The organism is Streptomyces sp. NK08204 (assembly GCF_020400585.1).
Classification (GTDB): Bacteria; Actinomycetota; Actinomycetes; order Streptomycetales; family Streptomycetaceae; genus Streptomyces.
In genome coordinates, this window is record NZ_JAINVF010000012.1 from 18,386 (window position 1) to 36,853 (window position 18,468).

The 18,468-nt window shown below is 68.3% G+C and carries 21 protein-coding genes; 17 read left to right on the forward strand and 4 right to left on the reverse strand.

What is annotated here, in order from left to right; translation table 11 throughout:
• The first annotated feature begins 3 nt into the window (after window positions 1–3).
• From rplR to truA, 14 genes are all read left to right on the forward strand, one after another.
• Complete coding sequence (gene rplR, locus K7G59_RS19575) at window positions 4–387, forward strand: 50S ribosomal protein L18 (protein WP_225835978.1); 384 nt, start codon at window positions 4–6, stop codon at window positions 385–387.
• Between the two features lie 37 nt (window positions 388–424).
• Entirely contained in the window at window positions 425–1,030 is a 606-nt protein-coding gene (rpsE, locus tag K7G59_RS19580) for a 30S ribosomal protein S5 (RefSeq protein ID WP_003992370.1), read from the forward strand.
• Window positions 1,031–1,032: 2 nt separating this feature from the next.
• The gene (gene rpmD / locus K7G59_RS19585; RefSeq protein WP_003974250.1) at window positions 1,033–1,215 is read left to right on the forward strand and encodes a 50S ribosomal protein L30; all 183 of its coding nucleotides are present in this window, start codon (window positions 1,033–1,035) and stop codon (window positions 1,213–1,215) included.
• Between the two features lie 2 nt (window positions 1,216–1,217).
• Window positions 1,218–1,673, forward strand: coding sequence for a 50S ribosomal protein L15 (gene rplO, locus K7G59_RS19590; protein WP_225835980.1), 456 nt, complete (start codon window positions 1,218–1,220; stop codon window positions 1,671–1,673).
• A gap of 186 nt (window positions 1,674–1,859) precedes the next feature.
• Window positions 1,860–3,173: a preprotein translocase subunit SecY gene (gene secY, locus K7G59_RS19595; RefSeq protein ID WP_225835982.1), complete on the forward strand. Its 1,314-nt coding sequence runs from the start codon at window positions 1,860–1,862 to the stop codon at window positions 3,171–3,173.
• A complete protein-coding gene (locus tag K7G59_RS19600) occupies window positions 3,173–3,835 on the forward strand; it encodes an adenylate kinase (protein ID WP_225835985.1) in 663 nt (220 codons plus the stop codon). The genes secY and K7G59_RS19600 overlap by 1 nt, the downstream gene beginning before the upstream one ends.
• A gap of 115 nt (window positions 3,836–3,950) precedes the next feature.
• Window positions 3,951–4,787 carry a type I methionyl aminopeptidase gene (gene map / locus K7G59_RS19605; RefSeq protein WP_225835988.1) on the forward strand — a complete coding sequence of 279 codons (837 nt, stop codon included), beginning with the start codon at window positions 3,951–3,953 and terminating at the stop codon, window positions 4,785–4,787.
• Between the two features lie 161 nt (window positions 4,788–4,948).
• Window positions 4,949–5,170, forward strand: a complete 222-nt coding sequence (infA, locus tag K7G59_RS19610; RefSeq protein ID WP_003948620.1) for a translation initiation factor IF-1 — start codon at window positions 4,949–4,951, stop codon at window positions 5,168–5,170.
• 60 nt (window positions 5,171–5,230) lie between these two features.
• On the forward strand, window positions 5,231–5,344 hold the full coding sequence (rpmJ, locus tag K7G59_RS19615) for a 50S ribosomal protein L36 (protein WP_003998809.1): 114 nt from the start codon (window positions 5,231–5,233) through the stop codon (window positions 5,342–5,344).
• 195 nt (window positions 5,345–5,539) lie between these two features.
• Window positions 5,540–5,920 (forward strand): 30S ribosomal protein S13, encoded by a 381-nt coding sequence (gene rpsM / locus K7G59_RS19620; protein ID WP_023547369.1) that lies wholly within the window; start codon window positions 5,540–5,542, stop codon window positions 5,918–5,920.
• Between the two features lie 65 nt (window positions 5,921–5,985).
• Window positions 5,986–6,390 (forward strand): 30S ribosomal protein S11, encoded by a 405-nt coding sequence (rpsK, locus tag K7G59_RS19625; RefSeq protein ID WP_003956432.1) that lies wholly within the window; start codon window positions 5,986–5,988, stop codon window positions 6,388–6,390.
• A gap of 143 nt (window positions 6,391–6,533) precedes the next feature.
• A complete protein-coding gene (locus K7G59_RS19630) occupies window positions 6,534–7,556 on the forward strand; it encodes a DNA-directed RNA polymerase subunit alpha (protein ID WP_003966937.1) in 1,023 nt (340 codons plus the stop codon).
• 128 nt (window positions 7,557–7,684) lie between these two features.
• A complete protein-coding gene (rplQ, locus tag K7G59_RS19635; RefSeq protein WP_225835990.1) occupies window positions 7,685–8,173 on the forward strand; it encodes a 50S ribosomal protein L17 in 489 nt (162 codons plus the stop codon).
• 93 nt (window positions 8,174–8,266) lie between these two features.
• Window positions 8,267–9,112: a tRNA pseudouridine(38-40) synthase TruA gene (gene truA, locus K7G59_RS19640; protein ID WP_225835992.1), complete on the forward strand. Its 846-nt coding sequence runs from the start codon at window positions 8,267–8,269 to the stop codon at window positions 9,110–9,112.
• A 59-nt stretch (window positions 9,113–9,171) separates the two neighbouring features.
• Here the strand turns inward: truA and K7G59_RS19645 are convergent, their stop codons facing one another.
• The 3 genes from K7G59_RS19645 to K7G59_RS19655 form a co-directional block, all read right to left on the reverse strand.
• Window positions 9,172–10,998 (reverse strand): hypothetical protein, encoded by a 1,827-nt coding sequence (locus tag K7G59_RS19645; protein ID WP_225835994.1) that lies wholly within the window; start codon window positions 10,996–10,998, stop codon window positions 9,172–9,174.
• A 151-nt stretch (window positions 10,999–11,149) separates the two neighbouring features.
• A complete protein-coding gene (locus tag K7G59_RS19650) occupies window positions 11,150–13,117 on the reverse strand; it encodes a glycosyltransferase (protein ID WP_225835996.1) in 1,968 nt (655 codons plus the stop codon).
• Window positions 13,114–14,385 carry a nucleotide sugar dehydrogenase gene (locus tag K7G59_RS19655; RefSeq protein WP_225835998.1) on the reverse strand — a complete coding sequence of 424 codons (1,272 nt, stop codon included), beginning with the start codon at window positions 14,383–14,385 and terminating at the stop codon, window positions 13,114–13,116. The genes K7G59_RS19650 and K7G59_RS19655 overlap by 4 nt, the downstream gene beginning before the upstream one ends.
• Window positions 14,386–14,667: 282 nt before the next feature.
• Here K7G59_RS19655 and K7G59_RS19660 point away from each other — a divergent pair, with 282 nt between their 5' ends.
• Window positions 14,668–16,089 (forward strand): cellulose binding domain-containing protein, encoded by a 1,422-nt coding sequence (locus tag K7G59_RS19660; protein ID WP_225835999.1) that lies wholly within the window; start codon window positions 14,668–14,670, stop codon window positions 16,087–16,089.
• Between the two features lie 49 nt (window positions 16,090–16,138).
• On the opposite strand, the gene K7G59_RS19665 is transcribed toward K7G59_RS19660, so the two are convergent.
• Complete coding sequence (locus K7G59_RS19665) at window positions 16,139–17,014, reverse strand: hypothetical protein (protein ID WP_225836001.1); 876 nt, start codon at window positions 17,012–17,014, stop codon at window positions 16,139–16,141.
• Window positions 17,015–17,321: 307 nt separating this feature from the next.
• On the opposite strand from K7G59_RS19665, the gene rplM reads away from it, so the two are divergent.
• The gene (gene rplM / locus K7G59_RS19670; RefSeq protein WP_014674395.1) at window positions 17,322–17,765 is read left to right on the forward strand and encodes a 50S ribosomal protein L13; all 444 of its coding nucleotides are present in this window, start codon (window positions 17,322–17,324) and stop codon (window positions 17,763–17,765) included.
• Between the two features lie 42 nt (window positions 17,766–17,807).
• The gene (rpsI, locus tag K7G59_RS19675) at window positions 17,808–18,320 is read left to right on the forward strand and encodes a 30S ribosomal protein S9 (protein WP_225836003.1); all 513 of its coding nucleotides are present in this window, start codon (window positions 17,808–17,810) and stop codon (window positions 18,318–18,320) included.
• Window positions 18,321–18,468 lie beyond the last annotated feature (148 nt).

Consider the following 18,468-nt stretch of genomic DNA (forward strand, 5'->3'; position numbering starts at 1 on the left):
GCCATGGCATACGGGCAGAAGATCCTCAAGGGCGACGCCTACAAGCGCGCCGCGATCAAGCGCCGCCACATCCGGATCCGCAAGAAGGTGTCCGGTACCGCGGAGCGTCCCCGTCTGGTCGTGACCCGCTCCAACCGCCACATCGTGGCGCAGGTGATCGACGACCTCAAGGGCCACACCCTGGCGTCCGCGTCCACCCTGGACGCGTCCGTCCGCGGTGGCGAGGGCGACAAGTCCGCGCAGGCCAAGCAGGTCGGCGCCCTGGTCGCCGAGCGTGCCAAGGCCGCCGGCGTCGAGGCTGTCGTGTTCGACCGTGGTGGCAACCAGTACGCCGGGCGCATCGCCGCCCTGGCGGACGCCGCCCGCGAGGCCGGGCTCAGGTTCTGAGCCGCCGTAGCTAGCGGAAAAGAGAGAGGTAAATCCAATGGCTGGACCCCAGCGCCGCGGTGGCGGTGCCGGTGGCGGCGAGCGGCGGGACCGGAAGGGCCGTGACGGCGGCGCTGCTGCCGCCGAGAAGACCGCGTACGTTGAGCGCGTTGTCGCGATCAACCGCGTCGCCAAGGTTGTGAAGGGTGGTCGTCGCTTCAGCTTCACCGCGCTGGTCGTGGTGGGCGACGGTGACGGCACCGTGGGTGTCGGTTACGGCAAGGCCAAGGAGGTGCCGGCCGCCATCGCCAAGGGCGTTGAGGAGGCCAAGAAGCACTTCTTCAAGGTCCCCCGTATCCAGGGCACCATCCCGCACCCGATCCAGGGTGAGAAGGCTGCCGGCGTCGTGCTGCTCAAGCCCGCGTCCCCGGGTACCGGTGTTATCGCCGGTGGTCCGGTGCGTGCCGTGCTCGAGTGCGCCGGTATCCACGACGTGCTGTCGAAGTCGCTCGGCTCCGACAACGCCATCAACATCGTGCACGCGACCGTGGCGGCCCTGAAGGGCCTGCAGCGTCCCGAGGAGATCGCGGCCCGCCGTGGTCTGCCGCTCGAGGACGTCGCTCCCGCGGCTCTGCTGCGTGCGCGTGCCGGGGCGGGTGCGTAATCATGGCGCAGCTCAAGATCACGCAGGTCAAGTCCTACATCGGCAGCAAGCAGAACCACCGTGACACTCTGCGGTCGCTTGGTCTCAAGGGGATCAACACGCAGGTCGTCAAGGAGGACCGCCCCGAGTTCCGCGGCATGGTGCACACCGTCCGCCACCTCGTGACGGTCGAGGAGGTCGACTGATCATGGCGGAGCAGAACCCGCTCAAGATCCACAACCTCCGTCCCGCCCCCGGCGCCAAGACCGCCAAGACCCGTGTCGGTCGTGGTGAGGCGTCGAAGGGTAAGACGGCCGGTCGTGGTACCAAGGGCACCAAGGCCCGCTACCAGGTTCCGGAGCGCTTCGAGGGTGGCCAGATGCCGCTGCACATGCGCCTCCCGAAGCTGAAGGGCTTCAAGAACCCGTTCAAGACCGAGTACCAGGTCGTGAACCTGGACAAGCTGGCCGCGCTCTACCCGCAGGGTGGAGAGGTCACCGTCCAGGACCTCGTGGCCAAGGGTGCCGTGCGCAAGAACAGCCTCGTCAAGGTCCTGGGCCAGGGCGAGGTCTCCGTGGCGCTGCAGGTGACGGTCGACGCCGTCTCCGGCTCCGCCAAGGAGAAGATCGCCGCCGCCGGCGGCACGGTCACCGAGCTGGTCTGAGTCACTCAGGTCTCTCGATGACGTAAACGATCCCGACCGGGGATACCTCAGAATGAGGTATCCCCGGTCGGTCGTTCCTAGGGGGGCAGTGTCGCCGGTATGGTGGCCTGCACTGTTGTTTTCCTAATCGTCGAACCTCAAGACCGTCACCCTTGACGCAGTTGCGCGGGGGTCGCAGGAGGCACCGTGCTCACCGCGTTCGCCCGGGCGTTCAAGACGCCCGACCTGCGCAAGAAGCTGCTCTTCACGCTGGGCATCATCGTGGTCTACCGGGTCGGTACCCACGTCCCGATCCCCGGCGTCAACTACAAGGCCGTCCAGACCTGCGTGAACGAGGCGTCCGGCAATCAGGGCCTCTTCGGTCTCGTCAACATGTTCAGCGGCGGCGCGCTGCTCCAGATCACGATCTTCGCGCTCGGCATCATGCCGTACATCACGGCGAGCATCATCCTTCAGCTGCTGACCGTGGTGATCCCGCGCCTCGAAGCCCTCAAGAAGGAGGGCCAGGCCGGCACGGCGAAGATCACGCAGTACACGCGTTACCTGACCGTGGCGCTCGCCATCCTGCAGGGCACCGGCCTCGTCGCCACCGCCCGCAGCGGCGCGCTCTTCAACGGCTGCTCGGTGGCCTCGAACATCGTCCCGGACCAGGCGATCTTCACCACCATCACGATGGTCGTCTGCATGACCGCCGGTACGGCCGTCGTCATGTGGCTGGGTGAGCTGATCACCGACCGCGGTATCGGCAACGGCATGTCGATCCTGATGTTCATCTCGATCGCCGCCACCTTCCCCTCCGCCCTGTGGGCGATCAAGAAGCAGGGCACGCTGGCCGGGGGCTGGATCGAGTTCGGCACCGTCATCCTGGTCGGCCTGGTCATGGTCGCGCTGGTCGTCTTCGTCGAGCAGGCCCAGCGCCGCATCCCGGTGCAGTACGCGAAGCGCATGATCGGCCGCCGTTCCTATGGCGGTACGTCCACGTACATCCCGCTCAAGGTGAACCAGGCGGGTGTGATTCCCGTCATCTTCGCGTCGTCGCTGCTGTACATCCCGGCGCTGGTGGCCCAGTTCGCTGGTGGTAACTCCGGTTGGAAGTTGTGGGTTCAGAACAACCTGACCAAGGGCGACCACCCGATTTACATCGTTTCGTACTTCTTGCTCATCGTGTTCTTCGCGTTCTTCTATGTGGCGATCTCCTTCAACCCCGAGGAAGTCGCCGACAACATGAAGAAGTATGGTGGCTTCATCCCGGGCATCCGGGCTGGCCGACCGACCGCTGAGTACCTGAGCTACGTGCTCAACCGGATCACCTGGCCGGGTTCGCTGTATCTGGGTCTGATTGCTCTCGTGCCAACAATGGCGTTGGTCGGGTTCGGGGCGACGAACAACTTCCCGTTCGGTGGTACCAGCATCCTGATCATCGTGGGTGTGGGCCTGGAGACGGTGAAGCAGATCGAGAGCCAGCTCCAGCAGCGCAATTACGAAGGGTTCCTCCGCTGATGCGTATCGTCCTCGTCGGGCCGCCGGGTGCCGGTAAGGGAACGCAAGCCGTCCGACTCGCTGAGAAGCTGGCCATCCCGCACATCTCCACGGGCGACCTCTTCCGGGCCAACATCAGCCAGCAGACCGAGCTCGGCAAGCTCGCGAAGTCCTACATGGACGCCGGCAACCTCGTTCCGGACGAGGTGACCATCGCGATGGCCAAGGACCGCATGGAGCAGCCGGACGCCGTCGGCGGTTTCCTGCTGGACGGCTTCCCGCGCAACGTCTCCCAGGCCCAGGCGCTGGACGAGCTGCTGACGACCGAGGGCATCGAGCTGGACGCCGTCCTGGACCTGGAGGTCCCCGAGGACGAGGTCGTCAAGCGGATCGCCGGTCGGCGCATCTGCCGCAACGACTCCTCCCACGTCTTCCACGAGACGTACAGCAAGCCGAAGAAGGAAGGCGTCTGTGACGTCTGCGGCGGCGAGCTGTACCAGCGTGACGACGACAAGGAGGACACGGTCCTCAAGCGGCTGGAGGTCTACCACCAGCAGACCGAGCCGATCATCGACTACTACAAGGCGCAGGGCCTGGTCGTGACGATCTCCTCCCTGGGCCCGGTGGACGAGATCACGCAGCGGGCGCTGGAAGCGCTCAAGCGCGAGAAGGCCGAGAAGTAGCTCCCGGTCCTTCCGGCCGCGGTGCCCGTCAGGGCGCCGCGGCCGTACTGTTGTCTAGATGAACCAGCTGAACGGCTGGACCAGCCCACGTGAATGACGGAGAGCGCAGGCCCCCATGGTGCAGATCAAGACCCCCGAGCAGATCGCCAAGATGCGTGCGGCGGGCCTGGTCGTAGCGGCCGTTCACGCGGCCACCCGGGAGGCGGCGGTGCCGGGTGCCAGCACGAAGGACCTGGACGACGTCGCACGCAAGGTGATCGCCGAGCACGGCGCGAAGTCGAACTTCCTCGGCTACGGCGGCTTCCCGGCGACGATCTGCACCTCGGTCAACGACGTGGTCGTCCACGGCATCCCCTCCGAGGACGTCGTCCTCAAGGACGGCGACATCATCTCCATCGACGCCGGCGCGATCGTCGACGGCTGGCACGGCGATGCGGCCTACACCGCGTTCGTCGGCTCCGGCCACGCTCCGGAGCTGGTCGAACTCTCCCGGGTGACGGAAGAGTCCATGTGGGCCGGTATCGCCGCGATGAAGCTGGGCAACCGCCTGGTCGACATCTCCCGGGCCGTCGAGACGTACATCCGCCGCCAGCCCAAGCCGGGCGGCGGTCGCTACGGCATCATCGAGGACTACGGCGGCCACGGCATCGGCACCGAGATGCACATGGACCCCCACCTGCTGAACTACGTCGAGCGCCGCCGTGGCAAGGGCCCCAAGCTGGTCCCCGGCATCTGCCTGGCGATCGAGCCCATGGTCTCCCTCGGCACCCCGAAGACCGAGGTCCTGGAGGACGACTGGACGGTCGTCACCATCGACGGCACCTGGTCCTCCCACTGGGAGCACTCGGTGGCCCTCACCGCACAGGGCCCGCTGGTGCTGACGGCGCCGGACGGCGGCAGGGCGAAGCTGGCGGAGTACGGCGTGACGGCGGCTCCGGACCCCCTTGCGTAAGGATCTGCGGCGTGGGGCAGACTTCTCCGATTCGTGTTTCCGGGTGCGCTGACGTAGACTGACTCGTCGGCTCTTGTATACCCGCATGTCTGCATGCCGGTAGGTGATGCAAGTGAATGCGGGTAAGAGTCGATCAAGGTAGTCGATTCGAAGGGCGAAGCGTGGCCAAGAAGCAAGGTGCCATCGAGATCGAGGGCACTGTCGTCGAGTCTCTGCCGAACGCCATGTTCAAGGTCGAGCTCCAGAACGGCCACCAGGTCCTGGCACACATCAGCGGCAAGATGCGTATGCACTACATCCGCATCCTCCCTGACGACCGGGTCGTGGTGGAGCTGTCTCCGTACGACCTGACGCGTGGCCGGATCGTCTACCGGTACAAGTAGATCTTGCCCGCGCCCCGGGTCCTCCCGGAGCGATGGCACTGACCCGGAGAACCTCACCCCATGAAGGTCAAGCCGAGCGTCAAGAAGATCTGCGACAAGTGCAGGGTGATCCGCCGTCACGGTCGGGTCATGGTCATCTGCGAGAACCCGCGCCACAAGCAGCGCCAGGGCTGACGCACGACCTGAACCCTCTGCACCGCTATCGCAGAGATTCGCGCGACGCGAGCTGAATTGTTCATACGCAGGACCCAAGCCGTCGCAAGCGGCTTGACACCCCCGGTCGGAGGCCGGGGACCCGGTTCGTACCTGGTACGGCGGCCGGGACCCGGTTCTGCGGAAGACCTCCGAAGATTCACCAGGAGCCATTGAATGGCACGCGTTTCCGGTGTTGACATCCCGCGCGAAAAGCGCGTGGAGGTCGCCCTCACCTACGTGTTCGGCATCGGCCGGACCCTCTCGAAGGAGACGCTGGCTGCGACCGGCGTCGACCCGAACACCCGCGTCCGTGACCTGACCGAAGAGCAGCTGGTCGCGATCCGCGAGTACGTCGACAACAACATCAAGACCGAGGGTGACCTCCGTCGCGAGATCCAGGCCGACATCCGCCGCAAGGTCGAGATCGGCTGCTACCAGGGTCTGCGTCACCGTCGCGGTCTGCCCGTCCGCGGTCAGCGCACCAGCACCAACGCTCGTACCCGCAAGGGCCCGCGTCGCGCCATCGCCGGCAAGAAGAAGCCGGGCAAGAAGTAGTCCGCAGCGGACACCTGTCCACGGTCTTCGCTGTAGGACCGACCACCTCCCGTAGGAGTTAGTAGATGCCCCCCAAGGGACGTCAGGGCGCTGCCAAGAAGGTGCGCCGCAAGGAAAAGAAGAACGTCGCTCACGGCCACGCGCACATCAAGAGCACGTTCAACAACACGATCGTCTCGATCACTGACCCGTCCGGCAACGTGATCTCCTGGGCCTCCGCCGGCCACGTCGGCTTCAAGGGCTCCCGGAAGTCCACGCCGTTCGCCGCGCAGATGGCCGCCGAGTCGGCCGCCCGCCGCGCCCAGGAGCACGGCATGCGCAAGGTCGACGTGTTCGTGAAGGGCCCGGGCTCCGGTCGCGAGACCGCGATCCGTTCCCTGCAGGCCACGGGCCTCGAGGTCGGCTCCATCCAGGACGTCACCCCGACCCCGCACAACGGCTGCCGTCCGCCGAAGCGCCGCCGCGTCTGACGCTTCACGGTCTGTGGTTCCGGGCGGTACGGCTCCCTAGGGCGGTACCGCCCGTACCCTTGCAGTACCCGCACTTCTCAAAGGTGCGGTTTCCGTCGGGCGTCAAATAGCGGGCGTCCACGAAAGAAGGATCTGATCCACACATGCTGATCGCTCAGCGTCCCTCGTTGACCGAAGAGGTCGTCGACGAGTTCCGCTCCCGGTTCGTGATCGAGCCGCTGGAGCCGGGCTTCGGCTACACCCTCGGCAACTCCCTGCGTCGTACCCTCCTGTCCTCGATCCCCGGTGCCGCTGTCACCAGCATCCGGATCGACGGCGTGCTGCACGAGTTCACCACCGTGCCGGGCGTCAAGGAGGACGTCACCGACCTGATCCTCAACATCAAGCAGCTGGTCGTCTCCTCGGAGCACGACGAGCCGGTCGTGATGTACCTGCGCAAGCAGGGCCCGGGTCTGGTCACCGCCGCCGACATCGCGCCGCCGGCCGGTGTCGAGGTGCACAACCCCGACCTCGTCCTCGCCACGCTCAACGGCAAGGGCAAGCTGGAGATGGAGCTGACCGTCGAGCGCGGTCGCGGCTACGTCTCCGCCGTGCAGAACAAGCAGGTGGGCCAGGAGATCGGCCGTATCCCGGTCGACTCCATCTACTCGCCGGTGCTGAAGGTCACGTACAAGGTCGAGGCCACCCGTGTCGAGCAGCGCACCGACTTCGACAAGCTGATCGTCGACGTCGAGACGAAGCAGGCCATGCGTCCCCGTGACGCCATGGCGTCGGCCGGCAAGACCCTGGTCGAGCTGTTCGGTCTCGCCCGCGAGCTGAACATCGACGCCGAGGGCATCGACATGGGCCCGTCCCCGACGGACGCCGCCCTGGCCGCCGACCTGGCGCTGCCGATCGAGGAGCTGGAGCTGACGGTCCGCTCCTACAACTGCCTCAAGCGTGAGGGCATCCACTCCGTGGGTGAGCTGGTCGCGCGCTCCGAGGCCGACCTCCTCGACATTCGCAACTTCGGTGCGAAGTCCATCGACGAGGTCAAGGCGAAGCTGGCCGGCATGGGCCTGGCCCTCAAGGACAGCCCGCCCGGATTCGACCCGACCGCCGCCGCGGACGCCTTCGGCGCCGACGACGACGCGGACGCGGGTTTCGTGGAGACCGAGCAGTACTGAGTCAGTACTGAACGTGTTCCGACTCCGGGGGCCTCACAGAGGCCCCCGGATCTCCGACGGGCAACCGCCCGCTCGGATACTGACCCCGGTACCTGACACGGCCGGGGCAGACACACAGGAGAAGAACAATGCCGAAGCCCACCAAGGGTGCCCGTCTGGGCGGCAGCGCCGCGCACGAGAAGCTGCTCCTCGCCAACCTGGCGAAGAGCCTCTTCGAGCACGGCCGTATCACCACCACCGAGGCGAAGGCCCGCCGCCTGCGCCCGTACGCCGAGCGTCTGGTCACCAAGGCGAAGAAGGGTGACCTTCACAACCGCCGTCAGGTGCTCCAGGTCATCACGGACAAGAGCGTCGTCCACACGCTCTTCACCGAGATCGGCCCGCGTTACGAGAACCGTCCGGGTGGTTACACCCGCATCACCAAGATCGGTAACCGCCGTGGCGACAACGCGCCCATGGCTGTCATCGAGCTGGTCGAGGCGCTGACGGTGCAGCAGAAGGCCGTGGGCGAGGCCGAGGCTGCCACCAAGCGTGCGGTCAAGGAGGCCGAGGAGACCAAGGTCGAGGAGACCGAGGCCGCCGAGGCTCCGGCCGCCGACGAGGCCACCGAGGCCTGAGTGGGCTCTGCCTGACGCTGGAAGCGGGTTCGCCCTTCGGGGCGGGCCCGCTTTCACGTTTTTCAGAGGGCACTGCCCTGAGAGGATTCTTCTGTGAGTGACGAAGCACAGCCCGGTTACGTCCGTATACGCCTGGATCTTTCCTATGACGGTACGGACTTCCACGGTTGGGCCAAGCAGGCCGGCGGCCAGCGGACCGTGCAGGCCGAGATCGAGGACGCCCTGCGTACGGTGACCCGTACCAAGGACACGACGTACGAGCTGACCGTGGCCGGGCGGACGGACGCCGGTGTGCACGCGCGCGGCCAGGTGGCCCATGTGGATCTGCCGGTGGAGCTGTGGGCCGAGCACCAGGAGAAGCTGCTGAAGCGGCTCGCCGGACGGTTGCCCAAGGACGTGCGGGTCTGGGCGCTCACCGAGGCGGCGCCGGGGTTCAACGCGCGGTTCGCGGCCCTGTGGCGGCGCTACATCTACCGGGTCGCAGACCGGCCCGGCGGGGTCGACCCGCTGCTGCGCAACCATGTTCTGTGGCACGACTGGGAGTTGGATGTGGCGGTGATGGACGCCGCCGCCAAGTCCCTTGTCGGGGAGCACGACTTCGCGGCGTACGCGAAGAAACGTGAGGGGGCCTCCACGGTCCGTGAGATCTTCGACTTCGGTGTGCGCCGGACCGCGGACGGCGTCGTCGAGATCGAGGTCCGCGCCGACGCCTTCTGTCACAACCAAGTGCGGTCCATGGTGGGAGCGTTGCTGTTCGTGGGCGACGGCCATCGTGGGGTGTCGTGGCCGCGTGACGTGCTCGACGCACGTGTGCGCGACAGTGCCGTCCACGTCGTACGGCCGCACGGGCTGACGCTGGAGGAGGTCGCCTACCCGGCGGACGGCCAGCTCCTGGAGAGGCAGCGGCAGGCGCGGCGGGTGCGGGGGCGGGTGCACTGAAGGGGCACTGCGGTGGTTGCCGCAGTGCCCCTTCAGGTGGCAAGCCCCTTCCGGCCGGGTCAGTCGTGCGCGTCGGAGCGCCCGCGCAGGCGCCCGGCGTAGCGCTTGGCGGCGAGGCCGAGTGCGGTGAGAGCCGCGGCGATCCCGGCGATGGTGCCGATGCCCCCGGCGCCGGTCAGGGCCAGGCTGCCCGAGCCGCCCTGGGTGTCCGTGCCGGGCGTCGAGGACTCCGGCGTGCCTGTGCCTGTGCCCGTGCCCGTGCTCGTGCTCGGCGAGGGGCTCGGGGACGGGGAGGCCTCCGCGCCGACCTCGAGGGTGAAGCGGGCCGTCGCGTCACCGGCGGCCGCAACGACCGTGTACGTGCCGGTTCCCAGCCCGGCCACCAGTTCGGGGGCCGAGGCGTCGCCGGAGGTGTCAGTGGTGACCGTGACCGTGCGCTTGCCGCCCTCGAACGCCGGGGCGTCCTCGGCGTCGCCCTCCACGCGGAACTCCACGGCGGTGTCCGCGGCCGGGGCGCCGGACGCGGTCACCTGGACGCTCAGGGCCTCGGCGAAGGCCGCGCCGGGCTTGACGCGCTGCGCGTCGCCGCCGGTGATCGTGATGGTGTGGGCGGTCTTCCTGACCTGGGCGGTGAAGGTCGTGGCGACCTTCCCGGAGGTGGCCCGCACCGTGAAGTCGCCCTCCGCGTCGCCGGTCGTGATGCGCGGAGACCGGGCGAGGCCCTGGGCGTCGGTCGTCACCTCGGTCGCGCCCTCGCCGAACTTCACCCCGAGGTTGTTCGGGTCCTCCAGGGTGAATGTCACCTTCTGGTCCGCGAGCGGCTTGCCGTCCTTGTCGCGGGCCACCACGGCCAGCGGGTCGGAGAGCCCGTTCGGGGCGATTGTCTGGTGGTCGCCCGACTCCCTGGTCAGTTCGGCCAGTTCGGGCGCGGGCTGCTCGGCCGCCCCCTGCCACTGGAGCACCACACGGCCGTCGCCGCCGGGGCCGTTGGGGCCGCCCTCGGCGATGCCGGAGAGGATCGGGGAGTTCTCGCCCTCCGGGTCCCTGTCCCAGAACGGGTCGTCCTTCGCCGGGGGCGCGGTGGTGTCGCTGCCGAGCATCCGTACGTCGGTGGTGCGCCCGGGGTCGGCGTAGCTGGAGCCGCCGCCTCCGCTGCCGGCGTCGCCCGCCGCGTTCTTGCCGGCGCCGCCACCACCTCCCGCATAGCCCGCGCCACCGCCCCCACCGTTGGTGCCGCCGGTGCCGCCGGTCCCGCCCTGCTCGTGGTCGGCGCCGCGCGCGCCGCCCTCGCCGCCGGCCGCGCCGCCCTGGCCGCCCGTGGCGCCCTTGCCGCCGAGGTCCTGCTCGGCGGCGTCCCCGCCGTCCGGCGCGCCGCCGCCTCCGGCCCGGCCGACCCCGTGGATGCCGACGCCGCCGCCGCCACCGCCGGCGGCGACGACCAGAGCGGAACCGTCGGCGGCGCGGATGCCGGAGCTGGAGCCGCCCTTCACACCCCAGGTGCCGCTGCCCTTCCCCCCGACAGCGTCGCCGAAAGGCTTGCCGTAGTAGTCACCGGCCACCTGGACGGTCAGGTGCTCGCCGGGTGTGACCTTGAGCGAGCCCGCCACGTAGGCGCCCGCGCCTCCGTTGGCGAAGGCACTGCCGTCACCGCCCTCGCCCCATGCGCGGAAGTCCAGCTGCTCCACCCCGGCCGGGACCTGGAAGTCCTCGGCTGCGCCGGTGAAGCCGAAGATCCGGCAGTGGTTGAATCCCGCGGTCGGCTGGCACGGCTTGCTCTCGGCCGCGGCCGCGGGCCAGGAGCCCCCTGCCCCCAGGCCCGCCACGAGCAGTGCCGCCGCACCTATGGCACGGCCGCCGCGGCGCAATGCGAATGAGCCTCTGTTCACGAACCCCCCTCTGGAAAGCCCCGCCGTGGGGGCTTGCGGAAAACCATCGACGTGCGAGCGGGACGTGTCTCGGGGGCCGGAGCGGGCATCCCGCTCCGGCTTTCCGTACGCCCCGGTCGGACGAGGGTGACGGCGTAACGGCCCAGGCGCTCTAGTGGCCGTTGCCGTGCCAGCCGTCGTTCGGGTAGGCCTCCGGCTGCTGGCCCGGCGTGTACGGCTGGTACTCCGGAGCCCAGTGCTGCTGACCGGCGCCGTCGGTGTCCCGCGGCTGCTGGTAGTACGGCCCCGCGGGCTGCTGCGGGATGTAGGGAGCGGCCTGGCCCTGCCACTGGTCGTACGGCTGTGCGGGCTGCTGCTGGTAGGCGGCCTGGTCGTGGTCGGCGTACGGCTGGGGCGTGGGGTACTGGGACTGGTGCTGAGGGGCTCCCTGCCAGGCCGTCGGCTGCTGTGGCACCCCCTGCCACGCCACCGCCTGCTGCTGCGGTGCGCCCTGCCACGCCACTGCCTGCTGCTGCGGCGCCCCGTTCCAGGTCACCGCCTGCTGGGGGGCGTTGCGGCCCAGGTCGTGCAGGTCGCTGTCGGAGTGGCCGCCGTAGTGCTCCGCCGAGCCGTTGGGGTCCCTCGGGGACGCGTGCGGGGCGGTGCGGGCCAGGGTGATGCCCTCCAGGCGCATCATCTCGATCGTGGAGGAGACCTGCTGGGAGGAGTACTCGTCCTCTTCCTCCCAGACCGCCGAGACGTCCTGCTCGTGGCCGCCGGCGACGGACACCTCGACGCCGCCCTGACGGGTGCCCCAGCTGCCGGAGCTGAGCGTGACCAGGGCGTAGAAGCGCAGCGGGGTCAGCAGGAGCAGCTGGATGACGCCGTACAGCGGTGCCAGCAGGAACATGCCGAACCGCTTGATGAAGCCCATGCCGCGGCGCGGGAAGTCGAGGTACCGGACGTTGCGCAGGTACCCCATGAGGACCATGAAGACCAGGTAGTCGCCGATGTGGTTGAGGAACCGCGCCGGGTGCATGATCGGCTGGATGACCATGGAGTAGAACATCGCCGAGCCGAAGATCAGCCACAGCGCGAGTTCCATGCAGGTCAGCCAGAAGGCGGGCCGCAGCTTCGGCTGGTGCCTGAAGGCCCACAGGGACTCGCGGAAGAACGACTTGTTCCAGCGGACCTGCTGGCGCAGGAAGTGCGGCAGCTTCTCGGGAACGGCCGTGTAGCCGACGGCCGTCTCCTGGAAGACCACCTGCCCTTCCATGAGGCAGTAGTTGGTCATCCGGCGGTCGTCGCCGAAGACGGCGGGCTTGCCGAGGAACTGCTGGTTGAGGAAGTCCGGCAGGTACTTGCGCACCAGCGAGCCGCGGTACACGGAGAGCGCGCCGCAGCAGCACAGCACCGACTTCAGCCGGGAGTACGCGGCCCGCTCGAAGAGGAACGAGTTGCCGTACCGCAGGTCCTGGAGGCGGGTGAAGATGTTGGTGTCGTGGTTGAGCGCGAGCACCATGCCCGTGGACGCCATGACCCGCTCGTCGGTCATGGGCAGCAGCAGTTCCCGGACGGTGTCGCGGGAGAGGACGGTGTCGGAGTCCACGCACAGGAACAGGTCGGAGTAGGGCGCGGCCTCGAATCCGCGGGCCAGTGCCTCGCGCTTGCCCTTGTTCTCGGGCTGGACGCTGACCGTGTACTTCACGCCCCGCGCCTCGAACTCGCGGCGCAGCTTCTTGGCGGCCCTGATGCCGCCCGCGTCCGCGCTGGCGTCGTCGATGATGTGGACCTCGTTGGGGAGCCGGCTCTGCGCGAGGAGGCTGCGCATGCCCTGCTCGAACATCACCGGGTCCTCGTTGTAGATCGGGATGACCGCGGTGACCCAGGAGTTGTCGAGGAGCAGCAGTTCCTCGCGGTCCGCCTTGGCGGGCCGGTAGAACAGCGCCCCGAACATCTTCAGGGCGAGCAGTGCCATGGCGCCGTACGAGTAGGGATGGAGCGAGTTCGGGTCCAGCCTGGTGAAGATCACGGCCGCGATGGCGAGGAAGAAGAGGTACGAGACCTTCAGGTGCCGTCTGCGCCGGTGTCCACGGCGGCCGTCGGACTCGACCGCGTTCGGTATGTACGCGTCACTCACAGCTTGACCACCTGGGGGTGGTCGGCCGACTTGCCGCGGGTGTCGAAGAGCAGCTGGGCGTGGTCGGCCAGCCGGTCGAGGTCGAACTCGCTGTGCTGCTGGAGGAGGATGGTCAGGTCGGCCTGTGCGGCGCCCGTGAGGTAGTCGTCCACGCGCGGCACCGGGGTGCCCTCGACGGCCCAGCCCTGGACGCGCGGGTCGGCGTAGTGGAGGTCGGCGCCGCGCTGGAGCAGCAGCTCGGCCACGTCCACGGCGGGGCTCTCGCGCTGGTCGGAGATGTCCGGCTTGTAGGTCACGCCGAGCAGCAGGATGCGCGAGCCGCGGATCGGCTTGCCCCGCTGGTTGAGCAGGTCGGCGGCGCGCGACACGACGTGGGCGGGCATCCGCTGGTTGATCTCCTGCGCCAGTTCCACGAAGCGGAACGGGATGCCGAGCGAACGCACCTTGTACGACAGGTAGTTGGGGTCGATCGGGATGCAGTGGCCACCGACGCCGGGGCCGGGGTGGAAGGCCGCGAAACCGAACGGCTTGCTGGAGGCACAGCGGATGGCGTCCCACAGGTCGACGCCGATCTCGCGGCAGAACATGGCCATCTCGTTGACGAGGGCGATGTTCACGTGCCGGTAGGTGTTCTCCAGCAGCTTGGCCATTTCGGCCTCACGGGTGCCCTTGGCCTCCACCACGCTGCCCACGAAGCGCTCGTACAGGGCGCGGGCCGCCTTGGTGCAGTCCGGGGTGGTGCCGCCGACCACCTTGGGCGTGTTCTCCAGCCCGAAGTGCGCGTTGCCCGGGTCGATGCGCTCGGGGGAGAAGGCGAGGTAGAAGTCGACGCCCGCCCTCAGACCGTCGGCCTCCAGGCGCGGACGGACGACCTCGTCGGTGGTTCCGGGGTACGTCGTGGACTCCAGCACGACCAGTGTCCCCGGGGTGAGGTGCGCCGCGATGTCCTCGGTGGCGGCGTTCACCGCGGTCAGGTCGGGCGCGCCGTGCTCGGTCAGCGGGGTGGGCACACAGACGACGACCGCCGCCGCGCCCGCGATGACCTCGGGCGAGTCGACGGCGCGAAAACCCTGGTCGAGCATGGTGCGCACATCGGCGTCACTGATGTCGTCGATGTGCGACGAGCCCGAGTTCAGCCCCTGGACCACCACCTTGCTGCGATCAAGTCCGACGACCTTCAGACCGGAGGCGCTCGCCGCCCTGGCCAATGGCAGCCCAACGTAACCGAGCCCGATGATCACGAGATCGGCAGTGGTGTTTCGATTCACGGCAATGCATCCCACCCCGGCGCCCCCCCAAGAGCCCGACGGCCAGGCGCCCTGCTTGTTAATCGAATGAAGGAGCGGGAATCGTAACAGCGTCTTCCGGGGTCACTTGAGGTCGTCATTCTCACGTTGAAACTCGTACAACCCTTGGGGGCGGTCGCGAGTCGCACCCGACTGGTCGCGGGTGCGGCTTCGAGCAGACTCGAGGCGTCGGCCGAGGCGACGACCACTTTCTCTGTGCCGATCACTCGCCGGGTGCGCGTTGCGCCCGCTGAAGGAGTCTTCGTGGCGACATCTCGCCGTCAACCCCGCCGCCGCGGTGGCATAGCCCGTGTCCTCAAGATTCTCCTTGTCGTGGCCGTACTCGCCGGCGCCGGACTGGCCGCCGGGCCGGTGTGGCGCCATTTCCACCCGGGAGAACCCGATCTCGCCGTCCGTTATCGGACGGCCACCGGCGCCGAAGCCGATGCAATTGAGCCATGGCTGGAAATCTTCGACAGGTCCAAGAAGCCCGTGCCGTTGAGCGAGGTCGCGCTGCGGTATTACTTCACGGCCGACGGGGACGTGCCCTATGCCTTCAACTGTGTGGAAGCGGCGGTCGGGTGCTCGAACCTGACGGGAAAAGTGGTCGCCATGGACTCGCCCCGTGAGGGTGCCGATCACTACCTGGAGCTCGGCTTCACCCAGAAGGCGGGCGTGCTGGAGCCCGGCGAGAACAGCCGAGGCCTGCAGATCCAGCTGTTCCGGACCGACCACAAGCCCGTGAAGCAGGCCGGCGACTGGTCCTTCGACAGCTCCAAGCGCGCGTACCAGGAGTACCACCGGGTCCCCGCCTACCTGCGTGGCGAGCTGGCGTGGGGCGAGGAACCCGGTGGACATGGCCACTCCACGGCCGCGCCCGTGACCCGGTCGGTGCCCGAGCTGCCCGAGGGCGGGTTCTTCGACGACTTCAACTACCGCGGCCCGAAGGACACCGCGCTGTTCAAGCACGGCTGGCTGGTGCGCACCAGCCAGGGCGGACCCGGGATCCACGACACATGGACGCCGCAGGGCGTCTCCTTCCCCGGCGACGACCAGGTGCCCGGCGGACAGGTCCTCCAGCTGCGGGCGTCCACCGACGGCACGAGGTCCGGAACCCGGCAGGCCGCCCTCGGCACGAAGGAGGCCAAGTTCCGCGTCGGTACCTACGCGGCGCGCATCCACTTCACCGACAAGCCGGCGTCGGGCGAGAACGGCGACCACATCAACCAGACGTTCTTCACCATCGGCGGCTCGGGCAGCAAGTACGCCGAACTCGACAACGAGTACATGCCGAACGGCGGCTGGGGCTCGGTCGGGCCGAAGCTGGACACCACCACGTGGCGCAACGCCAGGGCGGGCGACCGTGTCACCAGCACGACGCGGCGGTCACTGGACGGCTGGCACACCATGGTGATCGTGGTCCAGGAGGACTCGGTCACCTACAGCGTCGACGGCAAGACCCTCTACCGCAGCGGTGCGCAATACGCGCCGCGCGCCGACATGACGGCCGTCTTCAACACCTGGTTCGTGGATCTGCCCTTCGCCGGTGACCGGGCCTGGGACATGAAGGTCGACTGGTTCTACTACCAGTCCGGCAAGGCGCTCTCGGCCAAGGAGGCCGAGCAGGCCGCCAAGGGCTTCCGTGGCGGTGGCGTGAGCTACTTCGACACCATGACGGCTTCCTGAGCCCCCGAGCCCCGGCTGCGGGCCCGGGTCACCCGGGCCCGCAGCCGGATCAGCCCGAGGCGGCCGACGCCGCGGCCTCGCCGCGGCGCCGGATCTGGCGGAAGGCGAACTCGGCCAGGTCGTCGCCGGTGCGGAAGACCTTGGTGTCCTTCGTCGTCACGTCCTTGCCGGCGGTGAAGCCGGTGATCGTGAAGTAGGCGTAACGGCCGTAGGAGTTCGTGGTCGAGCGGCAGATCGCGGAGTCGCAGAAGTTCGTGATGCCCTTGCCGGGCAGGGAGCGCACGATGCTCTTCCGGTCGGCCTGGGTCTTGGCCCTCGTGGCCTGGTCGGCGGTGTCGAAGACGGCGACTCCTACGGTGACCGCGATGCCGTCCTTGACGTAGCTGACGCGGATCAGCCGGGTGCAGCCGTTGGCCGTGAGCACGTGGGGCAGGGTGCCGCCGGCGGCGGTGGCACAGCTCGTCGTGTCGGCCGTGGCGCCCTTCTCGTACACCGTGCCGCCGATGGTCAGCCGGGTGCCCGGGAAGAGGGTCTCGGGGCCGAGCGGGGCGGTGTCCTTCTCGGCGCTGGATATGAAGTCCTTCGGGTCCAGCGGAGGCGGGGCGCTGGTGGGTGCGAAGGACGGCGTGGCGGTGGCCGAACCGCCGGGCAGGGACGCGCTGGCGGGCAGGTTGCTGGGGTGCCCGGAAGGGTCGTCGCCGCCGTTCGCGGAGACGACGGCCATGGCGACGGCCGTGCCTACGGCTATCGTGGCGAGCGCGCCGCCGGCGATGAACATCAGCCTGCGGCGCTTGTTCCGCGTCGCCGAGGCATCGGCGAGCGCGGCCCAGTCCGGAGTCCCGTCGTCGCCGCTGTTCCAGGGCTGCTGGGTGTGCGGTTTCCAGGGATCCCACTGAGACTGGGGTCCCCCCTGCCCGTAACTCATGGGGCGCATCTTAGACGGGGGCCCCGGGTGCCGGAGCCGGTCCGGCGGCATGCCGCGTTTGTCCCGGGCCCGCATCGCCGGACCGGCGGAGCGGCGCCGTTTTGACCCGTGAAGGGGGGCGCGGGTAGTCTGCTTCTTCGTTGTGTATTGGCTTGCTCATTCTCACGGGACGGGCCCTTACACCGGTCCACCGGGCCGATGACCAGCGACCAGCACGCGGTTTGCGTCACCGCTGTGCGGTCAAGGCTGTCGTGATCGTTTCGGTGACCTGTTCAGGACCATTCACTCGAAGCGAAGGCTACGAACCGTGCGTACGTACAGCCCCAAGCCCGGCGATGTGACGCGCCAGTGGCACGTCATCGACGCTCAGGACGTCGTCCTGGGCCGTCTCGCCACCACCGCAGCGACCCTCCTCCGGGGCAAGCACAAGCCGATCTACGCGCCGCACGTCGACGCTGGTGACTTCGTCATCATCATCAACGCCGACAAGGTGCACCTGTCCGGCAACAAGCGGACCCAGAAGATGGCGTACCGCCACTCCGGCTACCCGGGTGGTCTGCGCTCCGTCCGTTACGACGAGCTGCTCGACAAGAACCCCGAGAAGGCCATCGAGAAGGCCGTCAAGGGCATGCTCCCGAAGAACTCCCTGGGCCGTCAGATGCTCTCGAAGCTGAAGGTCTACAAGGGTGACCAGCACCCGCACGCTGCCCAGCAGCCGGTGCCGTTCGAGATCACCCAGGTCGCGCAGTAAGTCCGGCCACCCCCTAAGACTGAAGAGAATCTGAGGAGAATCGTGGCCGAGACCACTGCCGAGCAGCCGTTCGAAGAGCTCGACATCGACAGCTACACCACCGAGTCCGAGGTTCCGGTGGAGGGTGAGTACACCTCCGAGTCCCTCGCCTCGCGTTTCGGTGAGCCCCAGCCGGCTGCCGGCCTGGGCCGCCGCAAGAACGCCATTGCCCGTGTCCGGATCGTTCCGGGCACCGGCAAGTGGAAGATCAACGGTCGCACCCTTGAGGACTACTTCCCGAACAAGGTGCACCAGCAGGAAGTGAACGAGCCCTTCAAGGTGCTCGAGCTGGAAGGCCGTTACGACGTCATCGCCCGCATCGCGGGTGGCGGTGTCTCCGGTCAGGCCGGTGCGCTCCGTCTCGGTGTCGCCCGTGCGCTGAACGAGGCCGACGTCGACAACAACCGCGGCCCGCTGAAGAAGGCCGGCTTCCTCAAGCGCGACGACCGTGCGGTCGAGCGCAAGAAGGCCGGTCTGAAGAAGGCCCGCAAGGCTCCGCAGTACAGCAAGCGCTAAGCTTCGCTGCCTGCTCGTACGTCTACGGGCCCTGGCCCGCACGCACGTACTCCGAACGCCCCGGCGGCACGCCACATGTGCCGTCGGGGCGTTCGTTTATCCCCGCCAAGGGCGTATAACGACACAAGGTGCTCGGCGGCTTGTGTGA